We start from the raw sequence: 17,450 nt of genomic DNA, 5'->3' as shown, positions 1-17,450 counted from the left end.
TTGGAGTAATGACCGCTTCCGGCGCAAAGCGGCCGTTCATGAGGCCGCGGGATTTCTATGCTCCGCCCGTATTCCGGCGGGACCATCCGCCTCGTTTTCCTATGCCTGCGCCACCCTCCTGTTCGCCAACGACACGGTCGTGGGGTAGTCCGCTAACTCCTGCCAATGGCCGTGACGCTGACGGGGCCGCTGCTCCGTTTCAGATGACACCACCAGCGGCGGGGTGCCGCTTTCCGAATTTTCTGATGTTGCATGATGGGCTTTTCGGACCGGCCGAGCTAACCTTTAGAACTATTGCGCATTGAGAAGTGACGGCTGCAAGAACATGTCGAGCGAATTGACGAAATCCGCCCGCAGAGTCTTCGATATTCTCGAGTTGTTTCGGGAGCGGCAACGTCCGCTTCGACTGAAGGATATCACCGATTCCCTGGGGATGCCGACGTCTAGCGCCGCCGCCCTGCTGAAGACCATGGCGCAGCTGAACTACCTGTCGTTCGAGAGCACTTCGCGCTGCTATCTGCCGACGTTGCGGCTGTCGCAACTTGGTAGCTGGGTGACCCCGGCAAATTACGAGAGCGGACCCATTCAGGAAGCAGTCCGCCGTATCGGGCGCAAGGTCGGGGAGACCATTCTGCTCGGGACGGTCGCGGACATTTACGTGGAGATCGTGGACATTCTTCGGGCCAAGCAGCCGCTGCAATATTACACGACCGTCGGAACCAGGGTACTGTTGGTGCACTCCGGCGTTGGCTGGCCGCTACTCAGCGGCGAGACCGATGAGGAAATCGCCCGGATCTACCGGCGGACGCTGAGACTGAAAAAGATCGAGCGTGGGATATCATCGTTCGAGCGTCTCAAGGCCGGCATCGATAAAGTGCGTCACGACGGTTACTGCTTGTCGCGCGGTATGGTCACCAAAGGCGTCGGCGTGGTGGGCATGGTAGTGCCGACGCCGCCAAACCACCGGCGGTTGGCGATTGGCGTAGCCGGTCCGATGGAGCGGATCGAAAAGAACATGGCGCGCATTCTTGCTGCGATCCGCGCCGAGAATGCGCGCCTGACACCTTTCGCCAGTACGATCGATTGACACCGCCTGATTGCCTGGTTCTTACGTCGCAGGCTCGCTCGCATTGTAGCGCGCGATGGAATCGAAGCCCGCAAGGATGCGCGCGTGCCGTTCCTCGATCCATGTCCGCGGCTCTTCATGGGTGAAGATGAAGAACTCGGACCGCGCGACGGCGTCGAGAACGCGCATGCCCACATCGTCGGGAGGTAACCCGGCGGATTGCCAGGCCTTGGCAGCATCGGAGCTTGGCCGCTCGTAAGGTCCGCCGAACCGCACCGGGCGCCGCCGGGACGAGGAATGAAGCGTCGTATTGACGAGGGCAGGACATAGCACGGAAACGCCGATCACGCTGTCTTCGAGGTCCAGCGCGAGCGCCTCCGAAAGCGCCACGATGGCGTATTTCGTCATGGCATACGAGCCGTTGCGCAGCTTGGGATTGACCTGCAGGCCGCCGATCGAGGCGGTATTGATCACACGTCCGGGCTCGCCGTGCTTTCGCATCCGCGGCACCAGGGTTCTGATACCGTTGACGACGCCCTGAACGTTGACGCCGAATATCCATTCCCATTGCGCAGGCGTCACTTCCCACAGCGGCATGGCGCCGAGCGTAACCCCGGCATTGCTGAACAGAAAATGGATATTACCGAACTCGGCCTCCGCCTGGTCCGCCGCGCGCTCGAAGGCAGCCGCATCCGAAACATCCACTTCGATCGCACGGGTGCGAACGTTGAAGGTGGCGAGTTCGCGGCGCGCGATCTCCAACTGCGCCGGCTCGATATCGGCGAGTGCGATATTGGCCCCGTTGCGCGCCAGCGCCCGGCAAATGCCGAGGCCGATCCCGTTGGCGGCGCCAGTGACAAAGGCAGTCTTGCCGGAAAAATCCATCATTGACGCTCCGACCGGGCCGCCTGCTGTCGCGGCAGTCCCGGAACCTCATCCGCAAGTGCGTCGAACCCGTCCATCATCATTTCGAACCGATGCTCAACATCGGTACGGCGGTCGGAATGTGTAAAGACGTAGAGCCGGCGCGCCGTGATCGCGTCGCATACGAGCTTCGCGACACAGGCCGGATCGAGGCCAGTTTCGAGCGCCTGGGCGTAGCGCCTGTTGCGCTCGGCATTGGCGCCGTCTCGATCGAGTGCAATGGGTCCGCCGAATTTCGCCGGGCGATTGCGGCCGTTGTCGAGCATGCGCGTCCTGACCCAGCTTGGGCACAGCACGCTGACGCCGATGGGAGTACCTTCCAGTTCGGCAGCCAGCACCTCGGATATCCCGACCGCGGCAAATTTGGTGGCGCTATAGGGACCTGCGAGCGCAGCCCCCGCCACACCATTCATCGAAGCGGTGTTGACGATATGGCCATCTTCGCCATGCGCCTTCATGTGCGGCAGGAATAGTTGGAGGCCGTTCACCAGGCCCTTGAGGTTGACGCCGATCACCCAGTCCCAATCGGGCGAGGCAATCGTCTCGATCGGGCCGGCGCGCGAAACGCCGGCATTGTTGCAGAGGACGTGCACCGTGCCGAACTCGCGAAAAGTCCGTGCAGCAGCGTCTGCCAGCGATTCACGATCGGATACATCGCAGGCGCTGCCGATCGCGACGATGCCCTCGCGTCGCAGCGTATCGACACCACTGGCGCAGGTCTCGGCTTCGACATCGGCGATCGCGACCTTCATGCCGCGCTGGCCGAAGGTGCGCGCCATGGCGAAGCCGATGCCGCTGGCACCTCCGGTGATGAACGCAACCTTGCCGGAGAAATCCTTCATGGGTTCACCGGCATCCCTTTGCTCACGCCGTGCGTGCCTGCGGCGCCGCTGTCGCCACGACCTCGCGGTTGCGCGCGGCCTTCAAAGTCAGCAGGAAGGTGCAGGTCGCCGCGATCAGCGCGGGCACACAGGCACAGAGGAAGATTTGCTTCGGTGGCAGGCCAAAGGCGAGCAGCATGCCACCGATCGCGGGGCCGGCGATGCCGCCGAGCCGGCCGATGCCGAGCGCCCAGCCGACGCCGGTCGAACGAATCCGTGCCGGATACAATGCCGCCACCATCGCGTTCGCGCCCAACTGGCTGCCAATCATCGCCGCGCCCGCGCCGAGGATCGGGATCGCGATGAAGGGCACCGGCAAATGGGCAAGGCCGACGGCGAGCACGAAGATCACACCGGAGGCAAAGCTGCAGGCTAGCACCTTCGGCGCGCCAAAGCGGTCGATCATCGGGCCGAGCAGGAGGCAGGAGAGAATACCGCCGAGCTGGAACATGCTCGCATAAAACACCGCGGCCTCCGGCGTCAGGCCGGAGAGATTGAGCACCGTCGGCATCCAGTAGCTGAACAGGTACATGTTCAGGAGGTTTGCGAAGAACACGACCCACACCAGCATCGTGGTCAGCGCCAGGCCGCCGGTGAAGAGCTGCTGCACCGGATTGCCCTTGGCGACGTCGACGAGTTTCGTCGCCGCGGCTTGCGCGCTGACATTGAGCTTGCGCAGGATTTCCTGCGTCGCCGGCGCGTCGACGCGATGCGCGATCAGGAAGCGCGGCGATTCCGGCAGGTACAACAGCAGGAACGGGATCAGCACCAGTGGTGGGACGCCGCCGGATAGGAAGATACTCTGCCAACCGAAGACCGGCAAAATCTGCGCGACCAGCTGGCCACCGAGGAAACCGCCGATCGTGTTGCCGCAGAACATCAGCATCAAGAGCGTGCCGCGCCGGCTGATGGGAGAGTAGTCAGCTGTCAGCGCGACGGTAACGGGCATGGCGCCGCCGATGCCGATTCCGGTTAGGAACCGCATCGCTGTGATCGACGGTACCGACCAAGCGAACGCGCTGAGTACCGAGAACAAGCCGATGAAGGCGACGCTGATGATGAGGAGCGGCTTGCGCCCAAAACGGTCACCGAGCGGGCCGGAGGCGAGCGCGCCAACCAGGATGCCGACGCTCGACATCACGAAGGCGATGGTGAATTGCGGTGGCGCGACGCCCCACGATTTCGACAGCGAAGGCGCCGCCATGCCGATGGTGCCGAGATCAAAGCCGTCGAACGCTTGCACCAGCGCGCAGAGCAAAACGACCCGCAATTGCAGCGCGCCGAAGGGCTGGTTTTCCAGCGCCTCTTCGACCGGCGATTTCAGTTCCCCACTCATTAATGCCTCCCCAAATGAAAATCAGAAGGAGGTGCCTTGGGCCGACACTCTTGTTCTGTTCGCAGATATTTCAATTAAATCCTAGGCCGCGATTTCCTCTCCGAGCGGAACGCGCTTTACTTCATGGGCCTGCAGCGCGGGCAGGACTTCGCGCGCAAAGCGCCGGATTTGCTCCATGAACATTTCATGCGGCAGCGCGCCACGGTTGAGACTGATCTGAACCTGGTTGGCGCCTGCGGCTTCGGCGGCGCCGATAATCCGCTCGGTGACTTCGCCCGCGGTGCCGAGCGGCATGTTTTCCGCCTGCCGTTCGAAATCCGCCATCGTCATGTTGCGATAATCCTCGCGGAGGCCGGCCGCGGCCTTCATATTCTCTGGACGCACGTAATCGTTCGAGGCCTGCGAGACATATCCCGCGTCGCGCTGCTTGGCGGTTTCGGTGAAATTGCCGTGGCTGAACAGCGTGCGGTTGAAATAGAGGTGGTACGGCGCGAATTCACGGACCGCCTCGGCCTTGCTATCGGCGACATAGGCCGACAACGCGATCGAGAGGTGATTGGGCGTGATCTGGTGGCCGTTATTGGCAAGACATTTCGCGAAATAGCGTATGATGTCCTCCTGCAAGCCGCCGCGCGCCAGTCCCGGCGTGATGACCGCATTCTTCTTTCCGGCGAACTCGATCGATTCCTTGCTGCCGACGATCGGGATCCAGATTTCCGGGCCGGGCTTCTGCACTGGCCGGGGCCAGATCGCAACATCCTTGTAAGACCAGAACTGTCCGGAATAGGAGAATATTTCCTCGGACCAGGCGCGGGTCACGATCTCGTAGGCTTCCTCGTAGCGCGCGCGAGAATCCTTGAGCGGGACATTGTGAACCTGATATTCTCTGGGGATTCCGCGCGCGAAACCCGAGATCAGCCGGCCGTTCGACAGACAATCCAGCATCGCGAGTTCTTCGGCGAGCCGCAGCGGCTCGTGCAACGGCAGTAGGTTGCCATAAATCAGCAACTTGAGTTTTTTCGTCCTTTGTGCGGCGGCGGCCGCCATCAGGTTCGGCGAGTTCATCAGTCCGTAAGGCGAGCAATGATGCTCGTTGAAGCCGACGCCGTCATAGCCGAGCTTGTCCATCTCCTCCCAAGCCTCGAGATGTTCAGCATAGGTTCGAACGGCGACGTCGGCCTTGAAGTAGCGGTTCGACAACGGGTAGGGCAGCTCGCTGCCGATCTTGAGATGTTCGAGTTGTTCGCCGTATGCGAGCAGATCGAAGATGAAGACCTTCATGACGGCGTTCCCTCGGGCAGTCGAGATCCTCCTTGGTGGAGGCAATTGCCGGTCAGGTTACGGTCGAAGGCGTTGTCGCGCCAAGAGCAAAAGGAAAATTCCACATATGTGAAATGCCGTACTGCGACGAGGATGCTCGCTCTCGGTCGTGAACCGCGCAGAAATCCATTCCACCGCGGCCTCCCGGCCTGGATCCTGTACGGCATCCAACCTTGATTGCCGCACCACAGAGGCCTCGGCCCGAATCGCGCGAGCCCAGGCTGGTTCGTCATGCGTCTTCGACGCGAAGCTAGGTTGGGAAAGCGCAGCGAGGCGAACTCCTAAGGAAGTCACCTTTGCGTTTTCTGGTTCGGGTAGTCCGGTCTCGACGTCCCAAGAGCGGAGTTTCGCGGAATGACCGCTCATGGCGCAAAGCGGCCGGTCATGGACATGTCCGCTCCCGGCGGGGGGAAGACCGGAAGTCATCAGCGGAGGGGCAAATCGACGCGATTGACCCTGAACGGACATGAGGAGGATTCCGCCGTCACGCTGATCATTCCGGCTCTCTGTCTGGACGTTCAATAAGTTCGTATTTGGGAACGTGGGTGCTTTCCGACCACGATTCTAGCGCAGCTCCGCAGAGAGCGCAGATCGCGTCACCCGTATGCGGCACCAAGAACTTCTCTTCGGTGCGTCTGTACTCGGCGCCGCAATTGCATTGAACGATAGTCGCCATCCAGTGAATATGCGAGTGAGAGCATGGCTTTGCCATCGCGAGCGCCAACAAAAACATCGCCCCGAAAATGCAGCACGTTTTAAAGGGTCAGGATGCCTTCCGCAGTTCTTCGGCCGTCAATAGAGTTCCAGTGCTATAAGAAAGCCTCGGTTGAGGGCGGGACAATGCCAATCAATCGGTTATTGAAAGACAAGCGCACGCCGGAAGAAATCGAGCTTTTGAACAAGGCCTTCAACCACGCTCTAAACCTACTAGGCGTGGTTGATCGCAACGACCCGCTTTGCGATATGGTCGCTCGCAAGGTTATCGAGGTCGGCGCGACAGGCATTAACGAACCGCGAGAGATTGCGGAAATGGCCGTGGCCCGGATTGGCCTACGGTAAGGCCGCCTCAGATGCCGGCGCCGCTCGCATCTCGCGCCGTCTTCATTTGGAACCGAAACATTTTCTACCCTGAATGATTTACTCCCGGGGCTTCGCAAAATGCGAGGCATTGATGAACCCTCTCTCGGTGAGCGACGTGCTCCTTACGGTCACGATCATGAGCGTCACTTTCCTGATTGAGGTCGGGCTTTTCGTTTTGATTGGAATGCTTTGAAAGGAGCGCGCGATCTGGGCAACGCGCAGCCGATGCGAGGTCTAGGACTCCACAAGCTTGATCGTTGAGACCGGTCATCTTCCCTCGTGACCTGCGATGGAAATCCGAAGCCCGTGCAATTCATCCAGCCAAACGTTCTCGACCGTGCCTGCCTTTCCGTCGGTGAGCACGACGGCCTTGCCGATCAATTCGGATTGCGCCGCACCGTACTCATCCAAGATTTTTGACGCTCGGCGCTTCCCTGATGGTATTGCGCGCCCATGGGCTGTCTGTGCTGTGCTAGGCGGCTCAACAGCGAAGTTTGTCCCAGCGAATAATTTGGCGACTGCTCTTCCAGTTCGCGGAGCCGGTTGATTTGCGCTCTTAAACTCCCCGGTAATTCCGCTCTTCATGCAGGAACGCGCGCAGTCTCCCCGATCTCTTGCACGATTGCTTGGCTGTGTTTGGAGTCTATCTCAATGCGGTTGCGCATAACGAAGCCTCGTTCGGTAAGAACGCGCCAGGATTGGCGTCCACCCCTCCCGCAGCTCTCCCGTTTGCGAACACGGCTGGCAACGGAACCGGAGACCGCCGCTTTTGGCTATCTGCGCGAGCGCTTGTTTTTGACAACAGCGGGCCCTGCAGTAGGAACCTTTGGCTATCCGCGACATGCGCCGTGTAGTTAACGGCGAGCGACGAACTCGTACTTCTAAAGTCTTGACCGGAGCTTGCGTTCCCTGACTTCTGATCGTGACGGCCGTTCGAACGGGAGGAAGCAATCGGAGCGCCAAGCCGACGCATTGAGGAACTTGCCGCGCAGAATATCGGGTCATTGGCCCCCAGGTTCGGAAGCTTTTGTCCCGGGCGGGCTGGGAAAGCAATGACTATGGCTGCAGCGGCGGCGTGACATGTGCTTGCTGCAGTGAGTAGAACAACGCCGCGATTGCAGACCAGATCAGATGCGCGCTCTGGAACCATTTCAGAGAGGGGCGGGTTAGTCCGTGGGGCCGATGGAGGAACCATCGCCATGAGGATCGAATATCTTGCTGCAATTGCGATAGTTGCCGCTGGACTGGCGGTCCATTCTGTCGGCTCGCTGCCGCCCGAAAAGCAGTCCACGCCCGCCGCGGCCCAATTGGCTACCCTGTTAGCTGAGTCCGTGGATCCGTTTTTGCATCGGTCCGGTTGGCCGAATGCCGGGCGCGACGATACTTTGCGCCTGATCCGGCAAGAGCGCTGTAACGCCTCACATCCCATGGCGCTCGTATCATACGTCCGTTCCTTAGTCTGGTGGATTGAATGCGAGAATAGTTTCGCTGCTTCTGCCTACGCCGCAACGTCGCGTCCGGTACTTCCGATCGGCACCTTGAGATATGCCAACGAAAGCTGAAAATGTCTGCTCGTCGGTGAACATCTGAAGTCATCGACGCCCGTCGAAGCATCGAAAATGACCTCGCTGTGCGAAAACCGCTAGGTGCGGCGCTAACCCATCCACGCGGAAACCGGACAGAAGGGGGTCCACATCCGAGGAGCAACAACATGACCGCACATATTCCCGAGGAATTTTCCACCAGGTTGATCGGCTGGAGTCCCTTCGTGATCATGGGCAACACGATGCCGCCCCGAGATCACAATGAAGACGAGGAGGACGAAGAGGACGAGGACGGCGCCGACGAACCGCCGGTCGTGCGCGAGCCGGACGAAGACTAGGGCATGATGCCTTTAGGACTGGGCCTAGCCCGAGCTTCGGGAAATAGTGGCGCATTCACTGGGCGAAAATGCTTAGAGGATTTCGCCGATTGTGACGCAGATGGCTCCGGCCGACCGCGCTAAGATCGCCAAAGCGCTCGGCATAGCCGTACCTCCGACCTTGCTGGCGCTCGCCGACGAGGTGATCGAATGAGCGCATTCACTTCCGCTAGTGGCACCTTTGAGACATGCCGGCAGACGGCAACGACGTCTGTTTATGGGGGTAGAGCGGAAGTCGTCGGTATACACCTAGACAGGCTGTCTCGCCGGAGGGATCATGCAGCGCGAGGAGAACTGGGGCGCCGACCGCCAAGGCAGGCCTCAAACGGCCGTCACCCAATGCGTCCGCAAGCAAAAGGCCTGTGGTAACTTGATGATCATCGGGCATTCGCAGGCTGGAAAATGGCGATAGCTCATGCCTAACAGTTCGCTCCAACTGGAGTGACGAAACATATCGGTCACTGATTTTATCGCGCGGGAAGCGCGCTTTGGCGCCCGGAACTACGAACCGCTCGGCGTCGTTCTGTCGCGCGGCGAGGGCGTCTTTGTTTGGGATACGCAGGGCCATCGCTACCTCGATTGCCTCTCCGCCTATTCGGCGGTGAATCAGGGCCACTGCCATCCGAAGATCTTCGCCGCGATGGTGGAGCAGGCGGGTCGGCTGACGCTGACGTCGCGCGCCTTTCACAACGACCAGCTGGCCCTCTTCTACGAAGACATCGCGGCGCTGACCGGCTCACACAAGGTGCTGCCGATGAACAGCGGCGCCGAAGCGGTGGAGAGTGCGATCAAGTCGGTGCGCAAATGGGGCTATGAGGTCAAGGGGGTTCCGGACGGGCAGGCCGAGATCATCGTCTGCGCCGATAATTTTCACGGCCGCACCCTTGGCATCATCGGCTTCAGCACCGACCCGGCGGCACGTGATCATTTCGGACCGTTCGCGGCGGGCTTCAAGATCATCGCCTTCGGCGATGCCACGGCGCTGAAGAAGGCAATCACGCCCAACACGGTCGCCTTTTTGGTCGAACCGATTCAGGGAGAAGCGGGCGTCGTCATCCCACCGTCAGATTACTTTACAGCAGTGCGCCAACTCTGCACTGCGCACGACGTGATGCTGATTCTGGACGAGATCCAGACCGGGCTCGGCCGCACCGGCAAGCTGCTCGCGGAACAGCACGAGGGCATCGAGGCGGATGTCACGCTGCTCGGCAAGGCGTTGTCCGGCGGCTTTTACCCAGTGTCGGCCGTGCTTTCGAACAACGCGGTGCTCGGCACCCTGAAACCTGGCCAGCACGGGTCGACCTTCGGCGGTAATCCGCTGGCGTGTGCGGTGGCTCGGGCCGCGCTGCGCGTGTTGGTCGAGGAAGGGATGATCGAGAACGCAGCCGCCCAGGGCACCCGCTTTCTCGATGGCCTGAGCAGCATCCGCAGCAACACGATCCGGGAAGTGCGCGGACGCGGGCTGATGCTGGCCGTCGAGCTTCACCCGGAAGCAGGCGGTGCACGTCGCTACTGTCAGGCCCTGCAGGCCCGAGGCATCCTCGCCAAGGACACACATGGGCACACGATTCGCATCGCCCCGCCGCTTGTTATCTCGAGCGATCAGGTCGACTGGGCGCTGGAACAGATCGCCGCCACTTTGAGGCAGGATTTCTCGTGACCACTGGCCAGCGCCGCCGACGCCGTCGTTCTGTTGGATTCAATACACGCCCGCATGCCTCATCCTTCCGGGTATACCGAAAACCCATTTTAAAACTCGCATGCGGATGCACGCGTTCGCTGAGCTAATTCCCTCCCATGAGCTACTGGTGTCGAGTGCTTGCTGATGGAGGGATACAGATCGGCCATCTCTCGCGCGCGCGGAGGATGGCCGTTAGGGTCGCTTCATTCGGCATCCGTAATCCTTCCCTTTCCCGCACAGGCCTCGCACTTCTCCGGATAAACTCTGTGAGTAGCCAACGCTGGCTGCGTCACCTTCGGAAAGCCCGTGCCGTCGCAGGCCGGACAGGTATGCTCTCTGATCTTGGGTGCCATGGGAACCTTTCAGGCCGTCTGGATTGCCGACCACATTTCCTGGCGTATTGACCTACGGAATTAGCTCGCTATCTGCGGGCAGGTGCGAACAGGAGCAGCGGATCCTCTTGTCTGCGCGGCGTGCCGGTGCGTTCCCAAAGAAAGACCGCGCGAGACGTCAGCGATTGAGTGTCAGATTTGGGGCCATGGTTGCGGAGTTGTCGTCCTGAAAGCCATTGAACATCACATAACAGCCGAACAGGATGACTGCCAGTAAACAGCACACGAGATAGAAAGGGCGTCCGGACCTGTAACCGCTCATTTGCTCGATCCCTGATCTTGGCGAACTGACCGCTTAGCTCTTCGTGGCCGTCCTTGAGAGTTCAGCTTCCACGCCGGCTGCGCACGCCTTGGCGAAGGAGTAGTCCATACTCGTGGAGGCAACGGTCTTCACGAATTCGCCGATGACGTTGTCCTTTGAATATGGGCCCGCCGCGTTAAACTTGGCGACGGCGCCGTCAGCCGCAGTGAACTGCGCGACGCACATAGGGACCAGGATGGACATCCGACCACTGCTTTCTGCCATTGCGCTCATAGTTCTGGCAGTGCCTTCGGTTACCCAGCCGCCCCAGATAAATCCGATCGTCATCGCCGCAATGGCGCTGAAAGCAATACCTTGGAGGAAGCGGGTCCGGGCCTCACCCTGCAAAATTGTGGGCATTCTCATGATGGTCTCCTTTCGCAGTTCGATAACATCCTTGGGAGAATTACCTCGACCGAGTGCGGCGTAATTCCGAGTTCACTAAATCCGGGCATTTCCGGCGATGACACGGTGTGGATTGTCATCAGATCTACCTGGTCACGCGTGAGGGGTGGATCTGGCAACATTTCGGAGGCCCATGTCAGTGCGTGCCAGACGGCAAACGGGATCGGAACCAGTCGGGGCAGAATGCCAGCTTGGTGCGCAACCGTTCTGAGAAATTCCTCGTAAGAGTAGGCGCGAGGGCCGCCGAATTCGAAGATCATTGAAGGTGTCTCGGCACGCTGCATGATCCGACCAATCGCCTCCGCAACATCTTCTACGTAGGCCGGCTGCAATCTGGTCAGGCCGCGGCCGAACATCGGATAGATTGGAAGCTGGCGAAGGAACTTGAGGATGGTGATGAGAAATGCGTCGTCCGGTCCGAACATCACCGCCGGGCGGACGAAAATTGCATCGCTGAAGGCGGCCCGGACCGCCAGTTCGCCTTCGCCGCGCTTTCGGATGTAGCGAAACGGCGAGGCGGCATTGGCGCCAATCCCCGAAACGTGAACAAGCCGCTCAACTCCAGCCCGGTGTGCTTGAGCTGCTATCCGTCGGGCAGACTCGACGTGAACGGAATGAAAAGTCTCTAGCCCGTGTTCGACGTAGAGGCTGACGGCATTTACAACGCCGTAAGCGCCGGCAAGTGCATCCGCGACTGACCGCTCGTCTTGAATGTTGGCCTCCAGCAATTGAAGTTGCGGATCATCAGAGCCAAACTGGCTGTGCCCCCGATGCGGATGCCTTGACGCGATCCGAACGGGAAATTCGCGATAGCGCAGATGCCGAACGATGCGGCGGCCGAGAAAGCCCGTTCCGCCGAACACGGTGACGGTGCGACCGTTCGTTACCACCATGACTAAAATTCGCCAGTTTATGTCGGAGCAGTCACTGCTTGGGGGCGAGGAACCCATCCGGGCGATCGAGCGATCATTCGCCATGATGAAGTCTTTCACAGGCGGCGTTGCCCGCCGCGCTTACCTTCCTTCCAAATATCTGCGAATTAACTCGCGTTTGAGATCCCTCAGGCGCATACTCAAACAATCACCGCTCCGCCTACTAGGCATTACCGGTGACAGAGAGTGTTGCGCTCCCGCCTGTTCGAGGGAAGCATCATGCCCCAATCTCAACGCCTCTCGTCCGTCATTCGATTCGCTGCAATTGAGCGCCCCGCCTGTCCGAAGTGCAAGGCCCACATGATGCTCGTTAGCATCGAGCCAGCACGCGCCCGGAGCGTCGACTTGCAAACGTTTGAATGCGCTGTCTGCAATCAGGTACTTACGAGTTTTGCCGCGTTTGAAGACCCCATGAAGTCCAAGGGCCTTGGACGCTGGCTTCAAGGCGATTTGCACTCACCGAAGTAAGGCCTACCAGCGTGAACCGGCCGATCGAACGGCGCGGGCCTGGGTCGCCCTCGTGTCAGATCTCCTCGGTTTCAGCCTTCGGCCGCTGCGGTAGGCGTCTCGGAGCCACAGGCGATTGAGCGGAGCGTCCGCGCTAAACGCGCGCGAGCCGCCAGGCTTCCCCAGCGGCTCAAGCGTTGCGTAGCGATGTGTTGCGACGCGCAGCGTCGCGTGGCGGAACGTTGCGATGCGCCGAAGCGCGTCGCGTTGCCTGCCGTGATGTCGACAAGTCCTACGCGTCTTATCGACGACTCCAACATGATGCAGTCGTGGGGTCACTTCAAGACAGCGGTGCTGCCATAAAACGTGCGCCATCTGTTTGTGATGCCATCTCCTTATAATTGCGCAAGGACACGCGCGTCGTTGACGGCCTCGAAACGCTGTAAATGATATGGTTCTCCTGCGGTATCGTCGTCGAGATGAACGCGTAGCTCATGCAGAAAGGCCCAGCAATGCTGCCGGGCCTTTCTTATTGTTGTGCTCTGAACGGTTGGGGTTAGAAGTCCATCCCTCCCATGCCACCCATGCCGCCGCCCGGAGGCATGCCGCCAGCGCCGGCGTTCTTCTTCGGCACTTCGGCCACCATGGCTTCCGTGGTGATCAGGAGAGCCGCGACGGACGCTGCGTTCTGGATTGCCACACGAACCACCTTGGTCGGGTCGATGATGCCCTTGGAGATCAGGTTGACGTATTCGCCGGTCTGCGAGTCGAAGCCGTAGGAATATTGATCCTTCTCGAGGATCTTGCCGACGATCACCGAACCGTCTTCGCCAGCATTGATGGCGATTTGACGGGCTGGATACGACAACGCCTTGCGGACGATTTCGACGCCGGTCTTCTGGTCGTCGTTCTTGGTGCGAAGTCCCTTGAGATGCTGGGAGGCGCGCAGCAGGGCGACGCCGCCGCCCGGCACGATGCCTTCTTCAACCGCCGCACGGGTCGCATGCATCGCGTCATCCACGCGATCCTTGCGCTCCTTCACCTCGACTTCGGTCGCGCCGCCGACGCGGATCACCGCAACGCCGCCCGCGAGTTTGGCCAGACGCTCCTGCAGCTTCTCACGGTCGTAGTCCGAGGTGGTTTCCTCGATCTGAGCCTTGATCTGCTGAACGCGCGCCTCGATGTCGGCCCTCTTGCCGGCGCCGCTGACGATGGTGGTGTTTTCCTTGTCGATCATCACCTTCTTGGCGCGACCGAGCATGGAGAGCGTGACGTTCTCGAGCTTGATGCCGAGATCTTCCGAGATCGCCTGACCACCGGTCAGAACCGCGATGTCCTGCAGCATGGCCTTGCGGCGATCGCCGAAGCCCGGAGCCTTGACGGCAGCAACCTTCAGGCCACCACGCAGACGGTTGACGACGAGGGTGGCAAGCGCTTCGCCTTCGACGTCTTCCGCTATGATCACAAGCGGCTTGCCGCTCTGCACCACGGCTTCGAGCAAGGGAAGCAATTCATTCAACTGAGATAGCTTCTTTTCGTTGATGAGGACGTAGGCATCTTCCATTTCAACGCGCATCTTGTCGGCGTTGGTGACGAAGTAGGGTGAGATGTAGCCGCGGTCGAACTGCATGCCCTCGACGACCTCGAGTTCGGTCTCGAGCGACTTGGCTTCTTCAACCGTGATGACGCCCTCGTTGCCGACCTTCTTCATGGCGTCGGAGAGGAACTTGCCGATCTCGGCGTCGCCGTTGGAGGAGATGGTGCCGACCTGGGCGATTTCCTCGTTCGAGGTGACCTTCTTGGAGTTCTTGACGAGGTCGGCGACCACGGCTTCCACCGCCATGTCGATACCGCGCTTCAGATCCATCGGGTTCATGCCGGCGGCAACGGACTTGGCGCCTTCTCGGACGATCGCAGCCGCAAGAACGGTCGCGGTGGTGGTGCCGTCGCCGGCAGCGTCCGCCGACTTGGAGGCGACTTCGCGCACCATCTGCGCGCCCATGTTCTCGAACTTGTCGTCGAGTTCGATTTCCTTGGCGACGGTGACGCCGTCCTTGGTGATGCGGGGAGCGCCGAACGACTTGTCGAGGACGACGTTGCGGCCCTTGGGGCCGAGCGTCACCTTGACCGCGTTGTTGAGAATTTCAACGCCGCGCAACATCCTGTCGCGGGCGTCGACGCCGAATTTGACTTCTTTGGCTGACATAATGATCTCCGTTTGAAACTGATCCTCATCCGGAGGAGCCCGGAGGGCGTCTCGAAGGATGAGATGAGTTGAGCTTGGAGCTCATCCTTCGAGATGCCGGCTGCGCCGGCCCCTCAGGATGAGGGAGCGGGTGCGGTTAGGCGGCCTTCTTCTTGGCAGCCGGAACGTCGGTTAGGACGCCCATGATGTCGCTTTCCTTCATGATCAACAGCTCCTCGCCGTCGATCTTGACTTCGGTGCCGGACCATTTGCCGAACAGCACGCGGTCGCCAACCTTGAGGTCGATCGGGATCAGTTTGCCAGCTTCGTCGCGGCCACCCGGGCCCACGGCGGTGATTTCGCCCTGCGAGGGCTTCTCCTTGGCACTGTCCGGAATGATGATGCCGCCTGCGGTTTTATCTTCGGCATCGATGCGTTTGACCACGACACGGTCGTGGAGCGGACGGAATTTCATGCGGTCCTCCTTGGCTTTTGTGATTTTCTGGATTGGCAGTCGCAATGCGCGAGTGCTAGCCGCTCTTCACATAAGCTTGTGACACTGGGGCGCAAGGGCTTCGGCCCACGATGTTTGACCGCGACTTGAGTTTCTGGAGGAGGGCGACTGCTAGCAGGTGAAGCAACATGCTGCTAGCGCGTTGATTGCTATGACCTATTGAACGTTTCCTTTTTGGCGAATTGAGAATCACGCGTTACTCTTCAGTTGAGCTGGAGGGTCGAGAAAGATGCGGTTTCCAAGGATTTCAGGAAGCAGGTCTTAGGCTACGGACCGACAACAGCGGAAATCGTTTATCGCCGCCCGGATCGTCACTGGTTGCTGCAAACCTACGTCTGGCAGGACTACGATCTGTTTCCGAATTTCCCGGCGCTAATGGATTTCCTAGCGTTCTGGGAAACAGAACCCGAAGGTCCGTTGTTTGCGGTCACCGTCGCGCACTCCAAACTGATTAAGCCTGCCGAACTACGCGCCGTGGACGGGGTGTTCCGGCTGCATTAGAGCGAGGGCGCGGAGTTTTGGGGCGATCTCTGTTGCTCATGCAACAGCCGTTGTTCGACACGCCCGGCAGCATCCGCAAAAGCATCCCTGGATTATGAAGCTGCTGGCCAGGAAGCCGGCCAAGCTTGTCGCCGTTGCCGTTGCCAACAAGATGGCGCGCATCGCTTGGGCGATCATGGCCAAGGGAGGATACTATCGAGCGCCTGAGCTTGCCGCAGCCGCCTGAAGAGGCTTGGCAATGGGAGCATGAGGCAACGGCGCAGCGAGACAATCGAATTGCGAGGGTGATGATGGCGTGATGCGAAACGGTCGAGCCGTCGATTGGGACAACCCGCTTCTGGGTCATGGGCGTCAAAGCCCGTGCGAATGATTGGGACCCGATCCGCGGACTACATCAGGGCCAGCGGTCATGGTGCCGCGCAAACAGGCCGGACACATGACTTGCACCCGACCGCAAGCCGAACGTCAGATTCTCCTTGCAACGCGGGCGTCGTCCACACATGACCCATCTGAGACATGGGGCGCCTCTTGCCGGCGTCGACTTCATTGAATTGGCCTCGTGGTGAGGGCAGCAAGCCTCATCTCTACGCACGATTGTGTCAATGCTGCTGGCTTTTTCGCGGCTATCATGAAGACTAAAAATAGGGATTGGTACGGAGGCTTCCGATGGCTTTGAGCACTGAGACCGAAGTGACGGGCGGCGTCAGCGGCGGCCCAACCCACGTAGTTCCTACCGGCGCAGCGCTGGGCGCGACGGTGATAGGCGTCGATCTTAAGGATCTGGAAGAGGTCGCGTTCGCGCGCATCATGCAGGCTTGGCGCGACCATTTGGTGCTGCTTTTCCGCGACCAGACCCTGAGCGACCATGAGTTGATAGCATTTAGTCGCCGGTTGGGTGATCTCGACTGGGCGCCGATTCAGGAGACCGGCCGCCGTTTCGTTGATGGGCTGCCAGAAATCTACATCGTCTCCAACGTCAAGGTGAACGGCGAGCCAATCGGCAGCTTGGGCGACGGCGAAGCGGTGTGGCACACGGACATGTCGTATCTCGATCTGCCGCCGAAGGCGAGTATGCTTTACTCTCTTGAGATTCCGAGCAGCGGCGGCAACACCTCTTTCAGCAGCATGTATGCGATCTACGACGCGCTTCCGGGCAAGCTGAAGGATCGTATCGCCGGCCTCAAGATCAAGCACGACGGCACCTACAATAGCGGCGGCTATGTCCGCCAGGGCGTCACACCGACCGACGATCCCCGCACGTCGCCGGGTGCCGTGCATCCGCTGGTGTGCACGCATCCCGATACCCGCAAGCGCATGCTCTATCTGGGCCGCCGCCGCAACGCCTATATCGCCGGGCTGGACCTGGCCGATTCCGAGGCGCTGCTGAACGAGCTCTGGAGCTACGCGGTGCTGCCGCAATTCGCATGGGAGCATGTCTGGCGGGTCGGCGACCTTGTGCTGTGGGACAACCGCTGCACAATGCACCGCCGTGACGCGTTCGACCCCAAGCAACGCCGGATCATGCACCGCACCCAGGTCAAGGGCGACGCGCGGCCCGTGTGAT

The 17,450-nt window shown here is 60.3% G+C and carries 17 protein-coding genes and 1 pseudogene; 9 read left to right on the top strand and 9 right to left on the bottom strand.

Translation table 11 applies throughout. From position 1 onward, the window contains the following. Window positions 1-325 precede the first annotated feature (325 nt). Window positions 326-433 (top strand): annotated as a pseudogene (locus tag ACPPVP_RS28855) (helix-turn-helix domain-containing protein); the annotation flags it as partial. After that, window positions 434-1,087: an IclR family transcriptional regulator domain-containing protein gene (locus ACPPVP_RS28850; RefSeq protein ID WP_426538118.1), complete on the top strand. Its 654-nt coding sequence runs from the start codon at window positions 434-436 to the stop codon at window positions 1,085-1,087. Window positions 1,088-1,108: 21 nt separating this feature from the next. On the opposite strand, the gene ACPPVP_RS28845 is transcribed toward ACPPVP_RS28850, so the two are convergent. The 4 genes from ACPPVP_RS28845 to ACPPVP_RS28830 all read right to left on the bottom strand — a co-directional run bounded on the left by ACPPVP_RS28845 (window position 1,109) and on the right by ACPPVP_RS28830 (window position 5,488). Then, on the bottom strand, window positions 1,109-1,954 hold the full coding sequence (locus tag ACPPVP_RS28845) for an SDR family NAD(P)-dependent oxidoreductase (protein WP_426526700.1): 846 nt from the start codon (window positions 1,952-1,954) through the stop codon (window positions 1,109-1,111). Next, window positions 1,951-2,832: an SDR family NAD(P)-dependent oxidoreductase gene (locus ACPPVP_RS28840; RefSeq protein WP_426526698.1), complete on the bottom strand. Its 882-nt coding sequence runs from the start codon at window positions 2,830-2,832 to the stop codon at window positions 1,951-1,953. Before ACPPVP_RS28840 ends, ACPPVP_RS28845 begins: the two co-directional genes overlap by 4 nt. A gap of 22 nt (window positions 2,833-2,854) precedes the next feature. Further along, a complete protein-coding gene (locus ACPPVP_RS28835) occupies window positions 2,855-4,207 on the bottom strand; it encodes an MFS transporter (protein WP_426526696.1) in 1,353 nt (450 codons plus the stop codon). Window positions 4,208-4,288: 81 nt separating this feature from the next. Then, entirely contained in the window at window positions 4,289-5,488 is a 1,200-nt protein-coding gene (locus ACPPVP_RS28830) for an LLM class flavin-dependent oxidoreductase (RefSeq protein ID WP_426526694.1), read from the bottom strand. Window positions 5,489-6,367: 879 nt separating this feature from the next. Here ACPPVP_RS28830 and ACPPVP_RS28825 point away from each other — a divergent pair. Further along, entirely contained in the window at window positions 6,368-6,586 is a 219-nt protein-coding gene (locus ACPPVP_RS28825; RefSeq protein WP_426526692.1) for a hypothetical protein, read from the top strand. 288 nt (window positions 6,587-6,874) lie between these two features. Here the strand turns inward: ACPPVP_RS28825 and ACPPVP_RS28820 are convergent, their stop codons facing one another. Then, entirely contained in the window at window positions 6,875-7,051 is a 177-nt protein-coding gene (locus ACPPVP_RS28820) for a PRC-barrel domain-containing protein (RefSeq protein WP_426538116.1), read from the bottom strand. A 755-nt stretch (window positions 7,052-7,806) separates the two neighbouring features. On the opposite strand from ACPPVP_RS28820, the gene ACPPVP_RS28815 reads away from it, so the two are divergent. From ACPPVP_RS28815 to rocD, 3 genes are all read left to right on the top strand, one after another. After that, window positions 7,807-8,169, top strand: coding sequence for a hypothetical protein (locus tag ACPPVP_RS28815; protein ID WP_426526690.1), 363 nt, complete (start codon window positions 7,807-7,809; stop codon window positions 8,167-8,169). A gap of 149 nt (window positions 8,170-8,318) precedes the next feature. After that, window positions 8,319-8,489, top strand: a complete 171-nt coding sequence (locus ACPPVP_RS28810; protein ID WP_426526688.1) for a hypothetical protein — start codon at window positions 8,319-8,321, stop codon at window positions 8,487-8,489. Window positions 8,490-8,979: 490 nt separating this feature from the next. Then, on the top strand, window positions 8,980-10,188 hold the full coding sequence (gene rocD / locus ACPPVP_RS28805; RefSeq protein WP_426538114.1) for an ornithine--oxo-acid transaminase: 1,209 nt from the start codon (window positions 8,980-8,982) through the stop codon (window positions 10,186-10,188). Between the two features lie 708 nt (window positions 10,189-10,896). Here the strand turns inward: rocD and ACPPVP_RS28800 are convergent. The 4 genes from ACPPVP_RS28800 to ACPPVP_RS28785 all read right to left on the bottom strand — a co-directional run bounded on the left by ACPPVP_RS28800 (window position 10,897) and on the right by ACPPVP_RS28785 (window position 15,346). Further along, the gene (locus tag ACPPVP_RS28800) at window positions 10,897-11,268 is read right to left on the bottom strand and encodes a hypothetical protein (RefSeq protein WP_426526686.1); all 372 of its coding nucleotides are present in this window, start codon (window positions 11,266-11,268) and stop codon (window positions 10,897-10,899) included. Then, complete coding sequence (locus ACPPVP_RS28795) at window positions 11,265-12,299, bottom strand: complex I NDUFA9 subunit family protein (RefSeq protein ID WP_426526684.1); 1,035 nt, start codon at window positions 12,297-12,299, stop codon at window positions 11,265-11,267. Before ACPPVP_RS28795 ends, ACPPVP_RS28800 begins: the two co-directional genes overlap by 4 nt. A 943-nt stretch (window positions 12,300-13,242) precedes the next feature. Continuing rightward, window positions 13,243-14,892 (bottom strand): chaperonin GroEL, encoded by a 1,650-nt coding sequence (gene groL, locus ACPPVP_RS28790; RefSeq protein ID WP_426526682.1) that lies wholly within the window; start codon window positions 14,890-14,892, stop codon window positions 13,243-13,245. A gap of 136 nt (window positions 14,893-15,028) precedes the next feature. Next, the gene (locus ACPPVP_RS28785) at window positions 15,029-15,346 is read right to left on the bottom strand and encodes a co-chaperone GroES (RefSeq protein ID WP_334437886.1); all 318 of its coding nucleotides are present in this window, start codon (window positions 15,344-15,346) and stop codon (window positions 15,029-15,031) included. A gap of 246 nt (window positions 15,347-15,592) precedes the next feature. Here ACPPVP_RS28785 and ACPPVP_RS28780 point away from each other — a divergent pair, with 246 nt between their 5' ends. From ACPPVP_RS28780 to ACPPVP_RS28770, 3 genes are all read left to right on the top strand, one after another. Beyond that, complete coding sequence (locus ACPPVP_RS28780; protein WP_426526680.1) at window positions 15,593-15,886, top strand: usg protein; 294 nt, start codon at window positions 15,593-15,595, stop codon at window positions 15,884-15,886. Between the two features lie 94 nt (window positions 15,887-15,980). Continuing rightward, window positions 15,981-16,112: a hypothetical protein gene (locus ACPPVP_RS28775; RefSeq protein ID WP_426526678.1), complete on the top strand. Its 132-nt coding sequence runs from the start codon at window positions 15,981-15,983 to the stop codon at window positions 16,110-16,112. Between the two features lie 446 nt (window positions 16,113-16,558). Next, on the top strand, window positions 16,559-17,449 hold the full coding sequence (locus ACPPVP_RS28770) for a TauD/TfdA dioxygenase family protein (protein WP_426526676.1): 891 nt from the start codon (window positions 16,559-16,561) through the stop codon (window positions 17,447-17,449). The last annotated feature ends 1 nt before the right edge of the window (window position 17,450 follow it).

It is taken from the genome of Bradyrhizobium sp. McL0615 (genome assembly GCF_049993905.1).
Lineage (GTDB): Bacteria > Pseudomonadota > Alphaproteobacteria > Rhizobiales > Xanthobacteraceae > Bradyrhizobium.
This window is presented reverse-complemented; position numbering and strand designations above follow the sequence as displayed.